General features: G+C 64.0%; 11 protein-coding genes and 1 tRNA gene. 8 read left to right on the top strand and 4 right to left on the bottom strand.

The window, feature by feature from the left end; translation table 11 throughout:
- Window positions 1–7 precede the first annotated feature (7 nt).
- Complete coding sequence (locus tag ACODSO_RS14875) at window positions 8–2362, bottom strand: transketolase-like TK C-terminal-containing protein (protein ID WP_489037514.1); 2355 nt, start codon at window positions 2360–2362, stop codon at window positions 8–10.
- 618 nt (window positions 2363–2980) lie between these two features.
- On the opposite strand from ACODSO_RS14875, the gene ACODSO_RS14870 reads away from it, so the two are divergent.
- Complete coding sequence (locus ACODSO_RS14870; RefSeq protein WP_489037513.1) at window positions 2981–3160, top strand: alpha/beta fold hydrolase; 180 nt, start codon at window positions 2981–2983, stop codon at window positions 3158–3160.
- Between the two features lie 158 nt (window positions 3161–3318).
- On the opposite strand, the gene ACODSO_RS14865 is transcribed toward ACODSO_RS14870, so the two are convergent.
- Window positions 3319–3391, bottom strand: a tRNA-Arg gene (locus tag ACODSO_RS14865).
- A 126-nt stretch (window positions 3392–3517) separates the two neighbouring features.
- On the opposite strand from ACODSO_RS14865, the gene ACODSO_RS14860 reads away from it, so the two are divergent.
- Window positions 3518–5908, top strand: a complete 2391-nt coding sequence (locus ACODSO_RS14860) for a phosphoketolase family protein (RefSeq protein ID WP_489037512.1) — start codon at window positions 3518–3520, stop codon at window positions 5906–5908.
- Here the strand turns inward: ACODSO_RS14860 and ACODSO_RS14855 are convergent.
- Window positions 5905–6606: a DUF305 domain-containing protein gene (locus tag ACODSO_RS14855; RefSeq protein ID WP_489037511.1), complete on the bottom strand. Its 702-nt coding sequence runs from the start codon at window positions 6604–6606 to the stop codon at window positions 5905–5907. The genes ACODSO_RS14860 and ACODSO_RS14855 overlap by 4 nt on opposite strands.
- On the bottom strand, window positions 6606–7523 hold the full coding sequence (locus tag ACODSO_RS14850; protein ID WP_489037510.1) for a thioredoxin-like domain-containing protein: 918 nt from the start codon (window positions 7521–7523) through the stop codon (window positions 6606–6608). The genes ACODSO_RS14855 and ACODSO_RS14850 overlap by 1 nt, the downstream gene beginning before the upstream one ends.
- A 199-nt stretch (window positions 7524–7722) precedes the next feature.
- On the opposite strand from ACODSO_RS14850, the gene argS reads away from it, so the two are divergent.
- The 6 genes from argS to rho all read left to right on the top strand — a co-directional run bounded on the left by argS (window position 7723) and on the right by rho (window position 16518).
- On the top strand, window positions 7723–9375 hold the full coding sequence (gene argS / locus ACODSO_RS14845; RefSeq protein ID WP_489037508.1) for an arginine--tRNA ligase: 1653 nt from the start codon (window positions 7723–7725) through the stop codon (window positions 9373–9375).
- Window positions 9372–10793 (top strand): diaminopimelate decarboxylase, encoded by a 1422-nt coding sequence (gene lysA / locus ACODSO_RS14840; protein WP_489037507.1) that lies wholly within the window; start codon window positions 9372–9374, stop codon window positions 10791–10793. Before argS ends, lysA begins: the two co-directional genes overlap by 4 nt.
- Window positions 10790–12085, top strand: coding sequence for a homoserine dehydrogenase (locus ACODSO_RS14835; RefSeq protein WP_489037506.1), 1296 nt, complete (start codon window positions 10790–10792; stop codon window positions 12083–12085). Before lysA ends, ACODSO_RS14835 begins: the two co-directional genes overlap by 4 nt.
- Window positions 12086–13153: a threonine synthase gene (gene thrC, locus ACODSO_RS14830; protein ID WP_068370128.1), complete on the top strand. Its 1068-nt coding sequence runs from the start codon at window positions 12086–12088 to the stop codon at window positions 13151–13153.
- 17 nt (window positions 13154–13170) lie between these two features.
- The gene (gene thrB, locus ACODSO_RS14825) at window positions 13171–14103 is read left to right on the top strand and encodes a homoserine kinase (protein ID WP_068370148.1); all 933 of its coding nucleotides are present in this window, start codon (window positions 13171–13173) and stop codon (window positions 14101–14103) included.
- A gap of 321 nt (window positions 14104–14424) precedes the next feature.
- Window positions 14425–16518: a transcription termination factor Rho gene (gene rho, locus ACODSO_RS14820; protein WP_489037505.1), complete on the top strand. Its 2094-nt coding sequence runs from the start codon at window positions 14425–14427 to the stop codon at window positions 16516–16518.
- The last annotated feature ends 35 nt before the right edge of the window (window positions 16519–16553 follow it).

Raw genomic sequence — 16553 nt, 5'->3', positions numbered from 1 at the left:
ACTACCGTCAGTGACCGGTGACGTCGAGTGCAGCGCCCACGATGGAGTCGGTGTCGATGTGATGGTGCTTGTACACCTCGTCGAGTGATCCCACCTGCCCGAAGTTGCTCACACCCAACGACGTCGACGCCACTCGGTTGACGTTCGCGAGGAACGCAAGAGTGTGCGGGTGGCCGTCGAGCACCGTCACCATCGGCGTCGCTCGATCCGCGGGCAGGAGTTGATCGAGAATCCAGGACTCGCCGACGTGCTGACCCTTCCTCGCCTGCACTGCTCGGAAGAGTTCGCCCGGACTGGTGATGCACAGAACGTCCGCGATCACGCCGACCTGCTCCAGTCGCTCGGCCGCATCCAGTGCCTCGGTGACGACGGCGCCCATGGCTGCAATGGTCACCGTTGCGCCTGCGCGACGCACCAGCGGGTATCCGCCCGCAACAACCTGACGCCGTCGGCGTTCGCGGGCAGCCGGATCGGTGGGAACGTCTGCCTTCGCCTGGTCAACGGGACGCGTCGACAATCGCAGGTATGCCGAGGTGCCCTCGGGCCGGCCGAGCCGTGCGATGCTGGCGAGCAGCGTCCATTCGACGTCGATGGCGAATGCGGGTTCGTAGGTGATGCAGCCGGGCTGTTCGAGTCCGATCGACGGTGTCTTGATCGATTGGTGCGCACCGCCTTCCGCAGCGAGCGTGACTCCGGAGGGAGTGCCGACGAGGATCGACTGACCACCGGCGTAGATGCCGTACGACCATGGTTCGAGAGCGCGCTCGACGAACGGGTCGTACATGACACCGATCGGGAACAGCGGCTGTCCCCACCGGCTCCACGTGGCGCCGAGTTCGCCCATCAGTCCGACGAGGTTGGTTTCGGCGATGCCGAGTTCCACGTGCTGGCCGCTCGGACCCTCGCGCCAGTGCATGATCGTTTCGGAGTCGTCGCCGAACCAGTCGTGCCGATCCGACGAGGACCAGACGCCGACCTTGTTGACCCAGCCGCCGAGATTGGTGGTCGAGCTGACGTCGGGACTGACCGTGACGACGCGACGAGCCGCGTCCGGCGCCTCGCGGGTCAAGTCGATCAGAGTGCGGCCGAGGGCGGCCTGTGTCGTCGCGGTGCCCTTCGGGGTTCGGCCGATATCGGTGGGAATTGCAGGCGGCTCGGTGTAGGGAACCGATGTGCGACGAAGACGTTCGGCAACCTCGGCGCACAAGCGCCCGGGTGTGCTGTCGCCGTCGAACCTGCCCCACGGGGAACTCGGGTCGGTGCCGAGAGACTCGGCGAGAGTGGCATATTCCTCGACGGACAACAGTGAGGAGTGGTTCTGCGGATGTCCCTGCGTAGGCAGACCGAAACCCTTGACCGTGTAGGCGATGATGACCGTCGGACGGGTGTCGTCGATATGAGAATAGGCCTCGCGTAGGGCGTCCAGATCGTGCCCGCCGAGGTTGCGGATCGACTCGGTGAGCATGACGTCATCGAGATCGGCAATCAGCTCGGAGATGGCCGTCGCATCGGATCCACTGCCGGGCAGACGGTCTCGCACCTCGGCCGCCGAGCAGCGCAGCAGACGCTGATACTCGGGGTTGGGCATGTCCAGAATGCGGCGACGCAGCGCGTCACCGCCGTTGCGGGTGAAGAGGTTTTCGAGCAGACGGCCGAATTTGACGGTGATGACCTGCCACCCTGCGGCGTCGAACATCTTCTCGAGGCGGCGGGCGGCGATGTTCGGCACCACCCGATCCAGTGACTGGCGGTTGAGGTCGACGATCCACACGATCTCGCCGAGTTCTGCGATACCCGGGTCGATGACTGCTTCCCACACGGCCCCTTCGTCGAGTTCCGCGTCGCCGACCAGCGAATATTGTCGTCCGCTGAAGCCGCCGGTTCCGGGGGTGGAGTCTTTCGTGCCGAACCGGTCCTCGACGAAGCGTCGCGACATCGCACCCCAGATCGGTGCAGTGGCACCGATTCCCACCGAACCGGTCGAGTAGTCGACGGTGTCGGGGTCTTTCGCGCGGGACGGGTACGACTGGAGACCGCCGTACGCGCGAAGCGTCGTCAGGTACTTCTCGTCCAGCTCGCCGAGGAGATAGTTGATCGCGTGGAGCACGGGGGAGGCATGAGGTTTGACCGACACACGGTCTCCCGGCTGCAGTTGCTCGAACCACAGGGACGTCATGATGGAGACCATCGACGCGCAGGAGGCTTGGTGGCCGCCGACCTTCAGCCCGGTCGGGTTGGGGCGAATCCGGTTGGCATGGTGAATTATCGACGTGGACAACCACAGCACCCGCTCGGCGATCGCGTGCAAGTCTTCGCCATCACCGGTGGACGAACGGCGATCGGCGGGGCTGATGCTGGTCATGGTGGATGCTCCTGAGTCGGCGATGAGAAACGTCCCGGTGTCGGACGAGGCCGGAGACACGTGATGTCGCGCGGACGACGGGGGCCGAGTGTGGTCCTGTGGTCCGGACAGGCGTTCGGGTTGCGAATCGCCGATAGGGTGCAACTGTGATGCGATGAATGACAGTGCACCAGCGACCCCGCTTGTTGCGCAAGTGTTGCCCTGCGGATGATGCAGATTGCACTGTTTTCGGTAGCGGGGAGGAGAGATTATTGGTCGGATTGACCTCTGTCACCGCGTGCCGGTGGTGAGGTTCGGGCCGATTGACGGACGGGCGTGGGCCGAAGCGGATGGGGAGATTGTACGTCTGCGCGAACACCAGAGACTCGGTGTAATCCACCATCTCGTACGGGTGGGCAACGCCGACCAACTTGGCGAAGACGGCACCCGGTGGTAGACCGGCAGACTGCGTCACAGCCAACGCAATCGCGGCAGGGCTCTGGGGTGCGGGGATCCCGTGCCGTCGATGCAGATCGGAACGAGGTGGCGTCGAAGGGGTTCATGGGCGGAATGTGCAGTTCTGTGCAGCGGCCGAGCGGCCGAGCGGCAGTGCGACATGGATGAAGGACTGTGGGGGCAGTGGCCGCCATCTGCGAGGCTCTCGACGCGCGGGCTGTATCGTCCATCGGGTATTCGATGGGTTCCATCGTGGCCACGCGACTTGCGATCGCTCATCCGGGCCTGGTCGAACGGCTCGTGATCATCGGAGGGCCGATACTGTCGTTGATCGGGCTGGCGCGGAATCCGGTCAAGACCTAAAAATGTTGCCGCGCAACGTAACAGAGACTGTCATGGCCAAGGCGTACGGGATCGGCGATGCCTGAGCGGGAGCGGCAATGCCCTGACTGTCCGGCATTCGAGAAGCGGCACATTCGAACCTGCGCCTCGCGGCGCAGGTTCGAACGTGACTATTTGGGTGCCCCCGGCAGGATTCGAACCTGCGGCCTTTCGCTCCGGAGGCGAACGCTCTATCCCCTGAGCTACGGGGGCCCGCCGAAGTTCCGGCGTGCCTGTGGGCGGGTCCAAGACTAGCGCATCACATTGGTCACCTGAAATCACCCTCGTGTTGACGTGCGGGGAGGAGAGTCGAGGGATGTACACAAGGAAGGGACGCCTGTGACCGCTCACGAGTACTCGACCGAAGACCTCGATCTCGACCTCGCGTGGTGGGCTGCTGCGAACTACTTGACCGTGGCCCAGATCTACTTGAAGGACAACACTCTGCTGCGCGAGCCCCTCGATGCATCGCACATCAAGCCGCGGCTGCTCGGCCACTGGGGGACCAGTCCCTGTCTGTCGATGGTCTACACGCTGTTGAACAGACACATCAAGGACACCGACTCCGATTGGTTGTACGTCACCGGGCCCGGCCACGGTGGACCGGCACTGGTCGCGTCGACGTACCTCGAAGGAACGTATTCCGAGATCTACCCGCACGTCGGGCCGGACGCCGACGGAGTCCGACGGTTGTGCCGTCAATTCTCCGCTCCTGGCGGGATTCCGAGCCACGTCAGTGTCCAGACGCCGGGGAGCATCCACGAGGGCGGTGAGCTCGGGTATGCGCTGGTGCATGCGGGCGGCGCCGCCTTCGATCGTCCAGATCTGACGATCGCCTGCGTCATCGGCGACGGCGAGGCCGAGACCGGACCACTGGCTGGTTCGTGGAAGCTTCCCGCATTTCTCAACGCACGCCGAGACGGGGCCGTCCTGCCGATTCTCAATCTCAACGGTGCCAAGATCGCCGGGCCGACCGTCTTCGGGCGCAGCAGCGACGAGGACATCGTCGACTTCCTGCACGGTCAAGGTTGGGAGCCGGTCGTCGTGTCGGGAACCGATCCCCGCGTCGTATTTCCCGAGCTGCTGCGCGTCCTGCGCGAATCGCACGAGAAGATTCGGCTCATCCAGACTGCTGCCCGCGACGGTGGTACGTCGGCAGACGCACGCTGGCCCGCGATCGTGCTGCGCACTCCGAAGGGATGGACGGGCCCACATACGGTCGACGGCGTTCTGGTCGAAGGAACCTTCCGGGCCCACCAGGTGCCACTGAGCGGAGTACGGACCAACCCGGAACACCTGGCCCAGCTCGAGACCTGGCTGCGGTCCTACCGTCCGGAGGAACTGTTCGACAACGACGGAACCCTCGTTCCCGAACTTGCCGCGCTGGCCCCCGAGGGGGACAAGCGCATGGGGTCCACGCCCTACGCCAACGGCGGCAGACTCCTTCAGCCGCTGCGCATTCCGCCGCTCGAGAAGTACGAGATTCAGATCGAATCTCCAGGTGGCGGTTTCCACGATACGACGAGGGTCCTCGGCGAACTGATGCGCGACATCTACGCCCAAAATGGACGCGACGACGGCGGCGGCAACTTCCGGCTGTTCTCCCCGGACGAGACGGCCAGCAATCGGCTGGCGGCGGTGTTCGAGCAGACCGATCGGTGCTGGCAGCTTCCGACGGAGGAGTGGGACGACCATCTCTCGCCCGACGGCCGGGTCATGGAAGTACTGAGCGAGCATCTGTGCGAGGGCTGGCTGGAGGGATACGTTCTCGCCGGTGGACACGGACTCTTCGCGAGCTACGAAGCCTTCGCGATGGTGAGTGTGTCCATGATGATCCAGCACGTCAAATGGCTGCAGCATGCAGCTGATCTGGCGTGGCGCGAACCGGTGGCCTCACTCAACGTGCTGCTGACGAGCACGTGTTGGCGAAACGACCACAACGGTTTCAGTCATCAGGGCCCGGGGATGATCGATGCGGTCATTCCGCTGTCGCCGGAAGTCGTACGTATTTGGCTACCACCGGACTCGAACACGTTGTTGTCCATTTCCGATCATTGCTTCCGGAGTCGAGACCACGTCAATCTCATTGTCGTCGACAAACAACCGCACCTGCAGTATCTGACTCTCGACGAGGCGCGAGAGCATTGCGCCGCGGGCGCGTCGATGTGGGCTTGGGCGGGGACCGAGACGGAGTCGGCCGGCAGCCCGACCGACCCGGACATCGTTCTCGCCGCGGCAGGCGACGTTCCGACGCAGGAGATCCTCGCGGCGGCGCAGATTCTCCAGGAATGGGTTCCGTACTTGAGGGTGCGAGTGGTCAACGTCGTCGACCTGATGGCGCTGGTGACGCCCGGCGATCATCCGCACGGCTTCTCGGAAGCGAAGTTCATCGACCTGTTCACAGCGGACACCGACGTCGTCTTCGCGTTTCACGGATACCCGCGGGCAGTCCACGAACTGCTGCACGGGAGACCGAATGTCGACCGCTTCCATGTGCGCGGGTTCAACGAACAGGGAACCACCACCACACCGTTCGACATGGTGGTGCTCAACAGGATGAGTCGCTACCACCTCGTACTCGAAGCGCTACGGCGCTCGCGTCGTGTTCCGGAGAAGGGCAGTGAGCTCGTGGACTACTGCAATTCCCAGCTGAAACGTCACGCGAGCTACGTCGTCGAACACATGGAGGACATGCCCGAGGTGACCGATTGGACGTACACCCTCCACTAGCTGGTGGGGAGGGGTTCGGCGCCCTTCTCGGCCAACATCTGGGTCATCAGTGTTGCCTCGCTCTGCTGGGTCGAGATCATCGACTGGGCGAGGCGCACCAGAGCCGGAGTTTCGGCATGATCTGCCGCGTACTCCATCATCGACAGACCACCCTGATGATGGCGCAGCATCAACTGCAGAAACATCACGTCGACGTCCGGGCCGGTTGCCTGCCGGAGCGCGGCGAGTTCGTCCGTTGACGCCATTCCCGGCATCGACGCGACGGATCCCGACTCATGCGCCGACTCTGCTGACATGGACATCGAATGCCCGTGATCGTCGGCGGTCATCCACCCCATGTACCCGTCGGAGCCGACCGGGGCGCGATCCCAGATCGCCAGCCACCCCTGCATCTGTCCGACCTGATTCTGCTGTGACGTCAGCATGTCGAACGCGAGGTTCCGGACGAGGGGATCCGACGCGTTGGTCAGCGCGATCGCGGACATGTCGACGGCTTGGTTGTGGTGCACCGACATGTCTTGCGCGAAGCCGACATCCACGGAATCGGCCGCCGGCGTCGAGTCGTCACCGCCGAGAACGTTGGTTCGAGCGAAGAAACCGAGCGCGAACCCGACCGTGAGCACGGCAATGACGCCGAGTGCGATCAGCGCGACGAGTTGTGGTCGCCCGACTCGTGTCGACTGTGACGGTTCGGACATCAGGATGCAGGGGCCGGGGCTGCAGGCGCTTCAGCAGGTACCTGGAGGTCGCTGGGGAGCTGGAGATCCGACGGCAGTCCGCCCATCCCCGACGTTTCGCTCGTGTCCGGGGTGATGCCGCCGCCGTCCATCGGGACTGCATCCGCGCCGGGAGCCGAGGCGTCGAACAGCGGTGGGTTGTCGGGATCGAATCCGCCGCCGGGCACCGTCGCGCAGCTCGCGCCGACCTCGGGGTACTGGTAGCGGTTGAGGCGCAGGGCGGAGATGAACTGATCGACCCGCTCGTCGTCGACACTGTCCACCTTGAGCTGGTGGCCCCAGGACTGAAGCGACACCGGAGTGTCCTGTCCGGGATACGGCGACATCATCGTGTAGGTCTCACCGTCGACCTTGTCGGCGAGCGTGGAAATCTCGTCCTCGGAAAGCTCATCCGGATTGTAGGTGATCCATACCGCGCCGTGTTCGAGGGAGTGGACTGCATTCTCGGTGCGGATCGCCTCGGGGTAGACGATGCCGGTGCAGGTGGCCCAGGTCGCGTCGTGCGGTCCACCGAACGGGGGAGCCTGGTCGTAGGCCACGCGCTGCGTCGGTGACACGTGCAGAGCAGCTTCGTAAGGCTGCACGGCGACGTCCGCAATCGCCGTCGATGGATCCTGATTGCTCTCGCTCGGCTCCCAACGCTGTGCTTCCGCGCGATCCTGATACTTCGGGACGAGGTTGATGGCGAGGACGGCGATGAGGCCGATGACGATCGCGCCTGCGCCGATTGCGAACCAAGGGATCTGTCGCCCCGTGGGCAGGCCGGACTTGCCCCTCGCAGGGACGCCGCCGCTCTTCTTCTTGGTTGCCTTCATTGCTTTGCTGGCTTTGGCTGCCGACTTCTTGTCTGGACCGCCGTTGTTGGAACCCGTGGGCATCGCTGTCGTCGCTCTTTCGGTTGTCGGAGGTGCACCGGGGCGCACACAAACTTCGTTCGGTCCGCGATCCGTGGCGACCTGTGATCGCAGAGCGCCCCTACTGTACGGTCCCGAGCTGAACGCATCCTTTGAGGTGTCGCAGCCGCCGAGACGACGTCAGTGGCAACTGGCTGGGTCCGAGACCATAGGATAGACACCTGTGACTCCCGCCGACCTTGCCGAACTACTACGCGCGACCGCTGCCACGGTGCTCGCCGACCGTAGTCTCGACGCGTCCGTACTGCCTGAAAAGGTGACGGTCGAACGTCCACGTAACCCCGAGCACGGCGATTACGCAACCAATGTCGCTCTGCAGATTGCGAAGAAGGCCGGTGCGAACCCCCGTGATTTCGCCGGCTGGCTTGCCGATGCCTTGACCGCCGACGCCTCGATTGCGAGTGCCGAAGTTGCTGGTCCGGGCTTTCTCAACATTCGTCTAGCCGCCGACGCGCAGGGCGCCATCGTCGCCCAGGCGCTGGCCGCGGGCGCAGCCTACGGTTCCGCTGACGCGCTTGCCGGCAAGAAGATCAACTTGGAATTCGTCTCGGCCAATCCGACCGGTCCCATCCACCTCGGCGGTACTCGCTGGGCTGCGGTCGGCGATGCCCTCGGCCGGATCCTGTCGGCGCAGGGAGCTGAGGTGGTACGTGAGTACTACTTCAACGATCACGGTGAACAGATCGATCGGTTCAGCCGATCCTTGATCGCCGCGGCCAAGGGCGAACCCGCACCGGAGAACGGCTACGCAGGTGCATACATCGAAGAAATCGCGCAGCAGGTCGTCGCGAAGAGCCCCGAGGTTCTCGCCATGGCGCCGGTTCCGCAGGCGGAGACCTTCCGGTCGATCGGCGTCGAGCTCATGTTCGGTCAGATCAAGAAGAACCTCCACGAGTTCGGCGTCGACTTCGACGTCTACTTCCACGAGAACTCGCTGTTCGAATCCGGCGCAGTCGAGAAGAGCGTCGAATACCTCAAGAACTCCGGAAGCCTCTATTCCGAGGACGGCGCCTGGTGGCTTCGCAGTACCGACTACGGCGACGACAAGGACCGGGTCGTCATCAAGAGCGACGGCAACGCCGCGTACATCGCCGGTGACATCGCCTACTTCCAGAACAAGCGCCAGCGCGGATTCGATCTGTGCATCTACATGCTCGGTGCCGACCACCATGGGTACATCGGCCGGTTGAAAGCCGCAGCTGCAGCTTTCGGCGACGATCCGGACACTGTCGAGGTGTTGATCGGGCAGATGGTGAATCTGGTGCGCGACGGTGTCGCGGTCAAGATGAGCAAGCGCGCGGGCACCGTCATCACTCTCGACGACCTCGTGGACGCCATCGGCGTCGATGCGGCGCGGTACGTGCTCGTGCGTTCATCGGTCGACTCGAGTATCGACATCGATCTCGCACTGTGGGCCAGCGCGACCAACGAGAACCCGGTGTACTACGTGCAGTATGCGCACGCCCGTCTTGCGTCGTTGGCGCGAAACGCAGCCGAACTCGGCATCGACGCAGAGGGACCCGATCTGAGCTTGCTCGTGCACGAGCAGGAAGGGGAGCTGATCCGAACCATCGGTGATTACCCTCGCGTGGTGGCCAGCGCCGCCAACCTGCGTGAACCTCACCGGATCGCGCGTTATCTGGAAGAGTTGGCCGGTGCTTACCATCGGTTCTACGGCGCGTGCCGAGTACTTCCACAAGGAGACGAGGAGCCAGGTCCTGTGAACACAGCCCGTTTGGCGTTGGGCAACGCAACCCGGCAGGTGCTGGCCAATGGCCTCGCCTTGCTCGGCGTCAGTGCACCGGAGCGCATGTGAGCGCCCATCCGGCGGGTCCGAAACACGCGGACGCGCCTGCGAAGGAAGCGACACAGGAACGGCCGAGGTCGGCGGCAGAGATGACTGCGCTACCCGCGCACGTCTTTCCGCGTCATGCCCGCCGAGGTGACGATGGTGTCGTGACGCTGGCAGGAGTGCCGGTCACCGAACTGGCAGCCGAGTACGGAACCCCGCTCTTCGTGATCGACGAGGACGATTTCCGCTCACGTGCGCGGGAAATGGCCGAGGCATTCGGCGACCCCGCACGCGTGCACTACGCATCGAAGGCGTTTCTGTGCGGCGAAATCGCACGTTGGGTCGCCGACGAAGGGCTCTCGCTCGACGTCAGTTCCGGCGGCGAACTCGCTATCGCACTCGCTGCCGGGTTCCCGGCAGAGCGAATTGCGATGCACGGCAACAACAAGTCGGTCGACGAGCTGACCGCAGGTGCGCGTGCGGGAGTCGAACACATCGTGCTCGACTCCATGATCGAGATCGATCGCCTCGACACCGTCGCTGGTGAACTGGGCAAGGTGCAGGACGTCCTTGTTCGGGTGACCGTCGGCGTCGAAGCGCACACCCACGAATTCATCGCCACCGCACACGAGGATCAGAAGTTCGGGTTCTCGCTTGCCGACGGCTCGGCTCTCGAAGCCATCCGACGTGTCTTCGCCGCGGGCAACCTGCGTCTGGTCGGGCTACACAGTCATATCGGCTCGCAGATCTTCGAAGTGGACGGTTTCGAACTGGCCGCGCACAAGCTGATCGGCCTCTTGCGGGACGTCGTCTCGGAGTTCGGTGTCGACAAGACGTCGCAGATTTCCACCATCGACCTCGGTGGCGGGATGGGCATTTCGTATGTGCCGAGCGATGATCCACCGCCGATAGACGAACTGGCGGCGAAGCTGAAGTCCATCGTGGCAACCGAGTCTGCCCAGGTCGGCCTCCCGGTACCGAACGTCGACGTCGAGCCCGGGCGCGCCATTGTCGGGCCGGGCACGGTGACGTTGTACGAGGTGGGCACGATCAAGGACGTGACGGTCGACGCGACGACGCGACGACGGTACGTGAGTGTCGACGGTGGGATGAGCGACAACATTCGCACCGCCCTCTACCAAGCCGAGTACGACTGCCGACTGGTCTCTCGTGACAGTGATTCCGAGGCAGTTCTTGCCCGCGTGGTCGGAAAGCACTGTGAGAGTGGCGATATCGTCATCAGGAACACCTGGATGCCTGCCGATGTCGGTCCAGGAGACTTGCTGGCAGTCGCCGCCACAGGCGCGTACTGCTATTCGATGTCCAGTCGCTACAACTTGCTGACTCGTCCGGCGGTCGTAGCGGTGAAAGACGGAAAGTCCCGGCTCGTTCTGCGCCGGGAGACACTGGAAGATCTGCTCAGCTTGGAGGTGCAGCCATGACTGCGAAGCCGATAGGAATCGCCGTTCTCGGTCTCGGTAACGTCGGAAGCGAAGTCGTCCGAATCCTCACCGAGAACGCCGAGGATCTCGCCGCGAGAGTCGGTGCGCCACTGGAAATTCGAGGAATCGCCGTTCGTCGTGTCGACGGCAAGCGTGGCGTCGACGCCGCACTGCTCACCGACGATCCCGAGTCGCTCGTCAATCGGGACGACGTCGACATCGTCGTCGAGGTTCTCGGCGGCATCGACGTTCCACGCAAGCTCATCCTCGCTGCCCTCGAAAAGGGCAAGTCCGTCGTGACGGCGAACAAAGCCTTGCTCGCCGAATACACGGGTGAACTCAACGAGGCAGCCGAGAAGTCCCGCGCGGATCTGTATTTCGAGGCGGCAGTTGCCGGTGCGATCCCCGTCGTCCGTCCGCTGATGCAGTCCCTCGCCGGGGACCGGGTGACCAAGGTCGCCGGCATCGTCAACGGCACCACGAACTTCATCCTCTCCGCCATGGACGAGACCGGAGCCGACTACGCGGAGACTCTCGTCGAAGCGGGCCGCTTGGGCTACGCGGAAGCCGACCCGACGGCCGACGTCGAGGGCTACGACGCTGCATCCAAGGCCGCGATCCTCGCGTCCATCGCGTTCCACACTCGTGTTACCGCAGGCGATGTGTACCGCGAGGGCATCAGCAACATCACCTCGGCGGATCTGGAGACGGCACGGTCGCTGGACTGCACGATCAAGTTGCTGGCCATCTGCGAACGCATCACGACGCCGAAAGGGAAAGAGCGGATCTCTGCCCGGGTCTACCCGGCACTGGTACCGCGCGACCATCCGCTCGCGACGGTCAACGGCGCGTTCAATGCCGTCGTGGTCGAGGCGGAAGCGGCTGGACGGCTGATGTTCTACGGACAGGGCGCAGGCGGCTCGCCGACGGCTTCTGCCGTGCTCGGTGATCTGGTCATGGCCGCCCGCAACAAGTTCTACGGGGGTCGTGGACCACTGGAGTCGAAGTACGCCAAGCTCAAGATCGCGCCGATGGGTGACATCTCGACCCGCTACTACGTCAGCATGGAGGTCGCCGACAAGCCTGGAGTCCTTGCGACCGTAGCTGCTGAGTTCTCCAAGCGCGACGTGAGTATCTCCACTGTTCGCCAGTCGGGCTCGGGTGACGGCGCACGTCTGGTGGTCGTGACGCACCTCGCTGCGGATTCTGCTCTGTCCGAAACTGTTTCGGCGTTGGACAAGCTCGACGTCGTCACCTCTGTAGCCAGTGTTCTGAGATTGGAAGGCACATAAATGACCGTGCACACCCCATGGCCGGGTCTGATCGAGGCGTATCGTGAACGTCTTGCGATCGGCCCGAATTGGAAGACTGTCACCCTGCTCGAAGGCGGAACCCCGCTGATCCACGCGGAACGGCTGTCCGAGATCACGGGCTGCGAGGTGCATCTCAAGGTCGAAGGTCTCAACCCGACCGGTTCCTTCAAGGACCGCGGAATGACGATGGCGGTCACCGACGCACTTGCCCGCGGTCAGGAAGCTGTTCTCTGCGCATCGACGGGCAACACGTCCGCCTCTGCCGCCGCCTACGCCGCCAAAGCGGGCATGGGCTGCGCCGTTCTTGTTCCTCAGGGCAAGATCGCGATGGGCAAGCTGGCTCAGGCAGTCATGCACGGCGCCAAGATCATTCAGGTTCAGGGCAATTTCGACGACTGCCTCGAACTTGCGAGGAAGACAACTGCAGAGTTTCCGACAATCGGGCTGGTGAACTCGGTCAACCCGGTTCGCATCGAAGGGCAGAAGACTGCGGCCTTCGAGATCTGCGACGCTCTCGGAAACGCACCGGACGTGCACGTGCTCCCGGTCGGCAATGCGGGCAACATCACGGCTTACTGGCGCGGCTACTCGGAGTACTTCCGAGATGGGCTCACCACGATCAAGCCGCGCATGCTCGGGGTCCAGGCCGCAGGTGCGGCGCCGCTGGTTCACGGTGCACCGGTGAAAGACCCGGAGACGATCGCAACGGCCATTCGTATCGGCTCGCCCGCTTCGTGGAACGGCGCAGTCGCTGCCAAGGAGGAGTCGGGCGGAGCGTTCCGTGCTGCTACCGACGAGGAGATCCTCGAGGCGTACCGCCTGGTGGCCAAATCCGAGGGCGTCTTCGTCGAGCCTGCGTCGGCGGCCTCCATCGCGGGCTTGCTCGCCGCGCGGAAGGAAGGCTGGCTGGACAGCGGCCTACGTGTCGTGTGCACGGTGACGGGTAACGGTTTGAAGGACCCCGACACCGCATTGTCAGGAATGCCTGTGGTCGAGCCGATCCCGGTCGACCCTGTTGCCGTGGCATCTGCGCTCGAGTTGGCGTAGTGGCAGAGTCCCAGGCCATGACGACAACACTGCCGCTGGGGTTGACGGTCACGGCGCGTGTTCCTGCGTCGAGCGCCAACCTCGGGCCCGGGTTCGACACACTGGGAATCGCACTCGGTCTCTACGACGAGATCCGAGTCACCATCACAGCGTCCGGGCTCAGTATCCACGTCGAAGGCGAGGGTGCCGAGGATGTTCCCTGGGGGCCCTCGCATCTCGTCGTCCGCGCGATCGAGCGCGGTCTCGAGGCGGCCGGAGTGTGGGCGGATGGTCTGGATGTGGTGTGCACCAACGTAATTCCACATTCCCGTGGTCTCGGATCGTCTGCGTCCGCGGTGGTGGGCGGGTTGGCCGCCGCCAACGGATTGGCGGCCAAGCTCGATCCGGCGTTTGCCTTGACCGATCGGCAGTTGGTGCAACTGTCCTCTGAATTCGAAGGACACCCCGACAATGCATCGGCGAGTGTGCTCGGTGGTGCGGTCGTGTCGTGGAGTGAGCCGGCAAGCGACAGTGGCTCGCAGCGAATCTACTCGGCGGTGCGGTTGCCGGTTCATCCCGACATCCACGTCGTCGCACTCGTTCCAGCGGAGCGGTCGTCGACCTCGCACACTCGCGGATTGTTGCCCGAGTTGGTGCCGCATCGTGATGCCGCGTTCAACGTCAGTCGAGGTGCGCTCGCCGTTGTGGCCCTGACGCAGCGACCGGACCTGCTGATCCCGGCAACCGAGGATATGCTCCATCAGGGTCAGCGGTCGAGCGCCCTACCCGCGGCAACGAAGTGGATCACCGCGCTTCGATCGCGGGGAATCGCCGCGGTCCTGTCCGGTGCGGGCCCCACAGTGCTTGCGCTCTGCACCGAACCCTTCCCGACGGATTTGAAGGAGCAGGCGACGAGCGAGGGGATTCGCGTCCTCGAACTGGATGTGGCCGACGGCGTCTGCACGTCATGAGTGACCCCGGTGTGACTCGCCGGTAGCGGGTTCTTGCCGACCGCGATGATCGACGCTATCCTGAGGGTCGTCCGTACAACGTGCGCTTCAGACGCCGGTTTTTACCAGGGCAATCTTGTCATCGTATTCGGGGGAATTCACGTCCGATTCGACTGACGCTCCTGGCTTCGATCCTCCGTAGCCTTTTATGCGGATTCAGGTCGGTCGTCCGTCGGAAGCAATTCGATCGTGAACGGCAATATCCGTGCTCGAAAGAGATTCGAGCTACGGAAACGAACCCTCGACTGCGCAGACTGCGAGCGAGGGAAGGAAAGGACCTCCGTGACCGATACGGAACTGATCTCTGCGCCCGAAAAGACGCGACGCGGAGCTGGCCTGTCCGGAATGGTGCTCACCGAGCTGCGTAGTCTCGCGGGCGAACTCGGCATCAAAAGCATCTCCGGCATGCGTAAAGGCGATCTGATCGCCGCCATTTCTGCACGTCAAGGTGGTGGTGCAGCGGCAACAACCGATGCACCCAAGACCCCTCGACGTAGCACAGCCGACAAGACTCGCGCTCAGGAGTCCGTGACTCCCACTGCCGAAACTCCGGCGCCCGAGACGAGCTCCACAGCTTCTCCTGAACCACATGCGGACGATGCAACGGACACGCCTCGTCGTACGCGAAGTCGGCGTACCGCCGGTCGTAGAGCAGGCGCTTCAGACCAGCTCCCGCTGGACGAGACCGCTGCCACTGCCGACTCGGCTACCACTCCCGAGTCAGCGCCCGCCACGACTCCTGACTCCCAGCCCTCGGGTGCGGACGCAGGCGAGTCGGATTCCGCGTCCAACGAGCGGCCGCGGCGTGGTCGCGCCGATCGGGAAAACCGGAATTCGACCGACGGCAACGACGGTGCTCGCGGCGGCCGTGGTGACGCTGGAGGCCGTGGCGAGAACTCCGACAACGACGGCAACCGTTCCGAGGGTGGGCGCAACGAACGCACTCGCGGCGAGCGCAACCGCGACAACCGGGGTGAAAGCAATCGGGGCGAGAGCAACCGGGGTGAAGGCAACCGCAACCGGAACCAGAACCAGAACGACTCTCGTGGGGACGACCGCAACAACAACGGTCCCCGAGACAACCGCGACAACCGTGACAACTCCGAGGACGACGGCGACGGCCGTGGCCGCAGGGGCCGCAGGTTCCGTGAGCGTCGTCGTGGGCGTGACCGCGGCGAAGGCGGCGGTGGCGGCGGAGGAAACGAGCGCGAGCCCGAGATCCGCGAAGACGACGTACTGCAGCCGGTAGCGGGCATTCTCGATGTGCTCGACAACTACGCATTCGTGCGTACTTCCGGCTACCTCGCGGGATCGAACGACGTGTACGTCTCGATGAATCTCGTGCGCAAGAACGGACTCCGCCGCGGCGACGCCGTGACCGGTGCTGTTCGTGTGGCTCGTGAAGGTGAGCAGTCGAATCAGCGTCAGAAGTTCAACCCGCTCGTTCGCCTGGACACCGTCAACGGTGGCGATGCCGAGACTGCGCGCAAGCGTCCGGAGTTCGGCAAGCTCACCCCGCTGTATCCGAACCAGCGACTGCGGTTGGAGACGACGCCGAACATCCTGACCACGCGCATCATCGACCTGGTCATGCCGATCGGTAAGGGTCAACGCGCACTGATCGTCAGCCCGCCGAAGGCCGGTAAGACGAGCGTTCTGCAGGCGATCGCCAACGCGATCTCGGTCAACAATCCCGAGTGCTACCTGATGGTCGTCCTGGTCGACGAGCGTCCGGAAGAAGTCACCGACATGCAGCGCTCGGTCAAGGGCGAGGTCATCGCCTCGACATTCGACCGTCCGCCAGGTGATCACACAGCAGTCGCCGAGCTCGCGATCGAGCGTGCGAAGCGTCTCGTCGAAGCAGGTCAGGATGTCGTCGTGCTGCTCGACTCGATCACTCGACTGGGTCGCGCGTACAACAACAGTTCGCCTGCGTCGGGCCGGATCTTGTCCGGTGGTGTCGATTCGACAGCGCTGTACCCGCCGAAGCGTTTCCTCGGTGCTGCCCGCAACATCGAGAACGGTGGATCGCTCACGATCATCGCAACGGCCATGGTCGAGACCGGCTCCACCGGTGACACCGTGATCTTCGAGGAGTTCAAGGGCACCGGTAACGCCGAGCTCAAGCTCGATCGCAAGATCGCCGAACGGCGCGTGTTCCCGGCCGTGGACATCAACCCGTCGAGCACCCGTCACGACGAGTTGCTGCTGAGTCCCGACGAGATGGCCGTGGTTCACAAACTTCGCCGCGTTCTGTCGGGTCTGGACTCGCATCAGGCAATCGATCTGCTGGTCGATCGCCTGAAGAAGACCAAGAGCAACGTCGAGTTCCTGATCCAGGTGTCGAAGACCGCGCCCGGCGCGCTCGACGACTGACCACTCGGGTCCAGCGTGGGAACAAGCCGACAGGT

This window comes from Rhodococcus sp. FG69, from assembly GCF_057808915.1.
This window is presented reverse-complemented; position numbering and strand designations above follow the sequence as displayed.

Coding starts and splice junctions, on each gene's coding strand:
- ACODSO_RS14875 (WP_489037514.1), bottom strand. CDS start 2,362: ATGACCAGCATCAGCCCCGCCGATCGCCGTTCGTCCACCGGTGATGGC.
- ACODSO_RS14855 (WP_489037511.1), bottom strand. CDS start 6,606: ATGTCCGAACCGTCACAGTCGACACGAGTCGGGCGACCACAACTCGTC.
- ACODSO_RS14850 (WP_489037510.1), bottom strand. CDS start 7,523: ATGCCCACGGGTTCCAACAACGGCGGTCCAGACAAGAAGTCGGCAGCC.
- ACODSO_RS14835 (WP_489037506.1), top strand. CDS start 10,790: ATGACTGCGAAGCCGATAGGAATCGCCGTTCTCGGTCTCGGTAACGTC.
- thrC (WP_068370128.1), top strand. CDS start 12,086: ATGACCGTGCACACCCCATGGCCGGGTCTGATCGAGGCGTATCGTGAA.
- thrB (WP_068370148.1), top strand. CDS start 13,171: ATGACGACAACACTGCCGCTGGGGTTGACGGTCACGGCGCGTGTTCCT.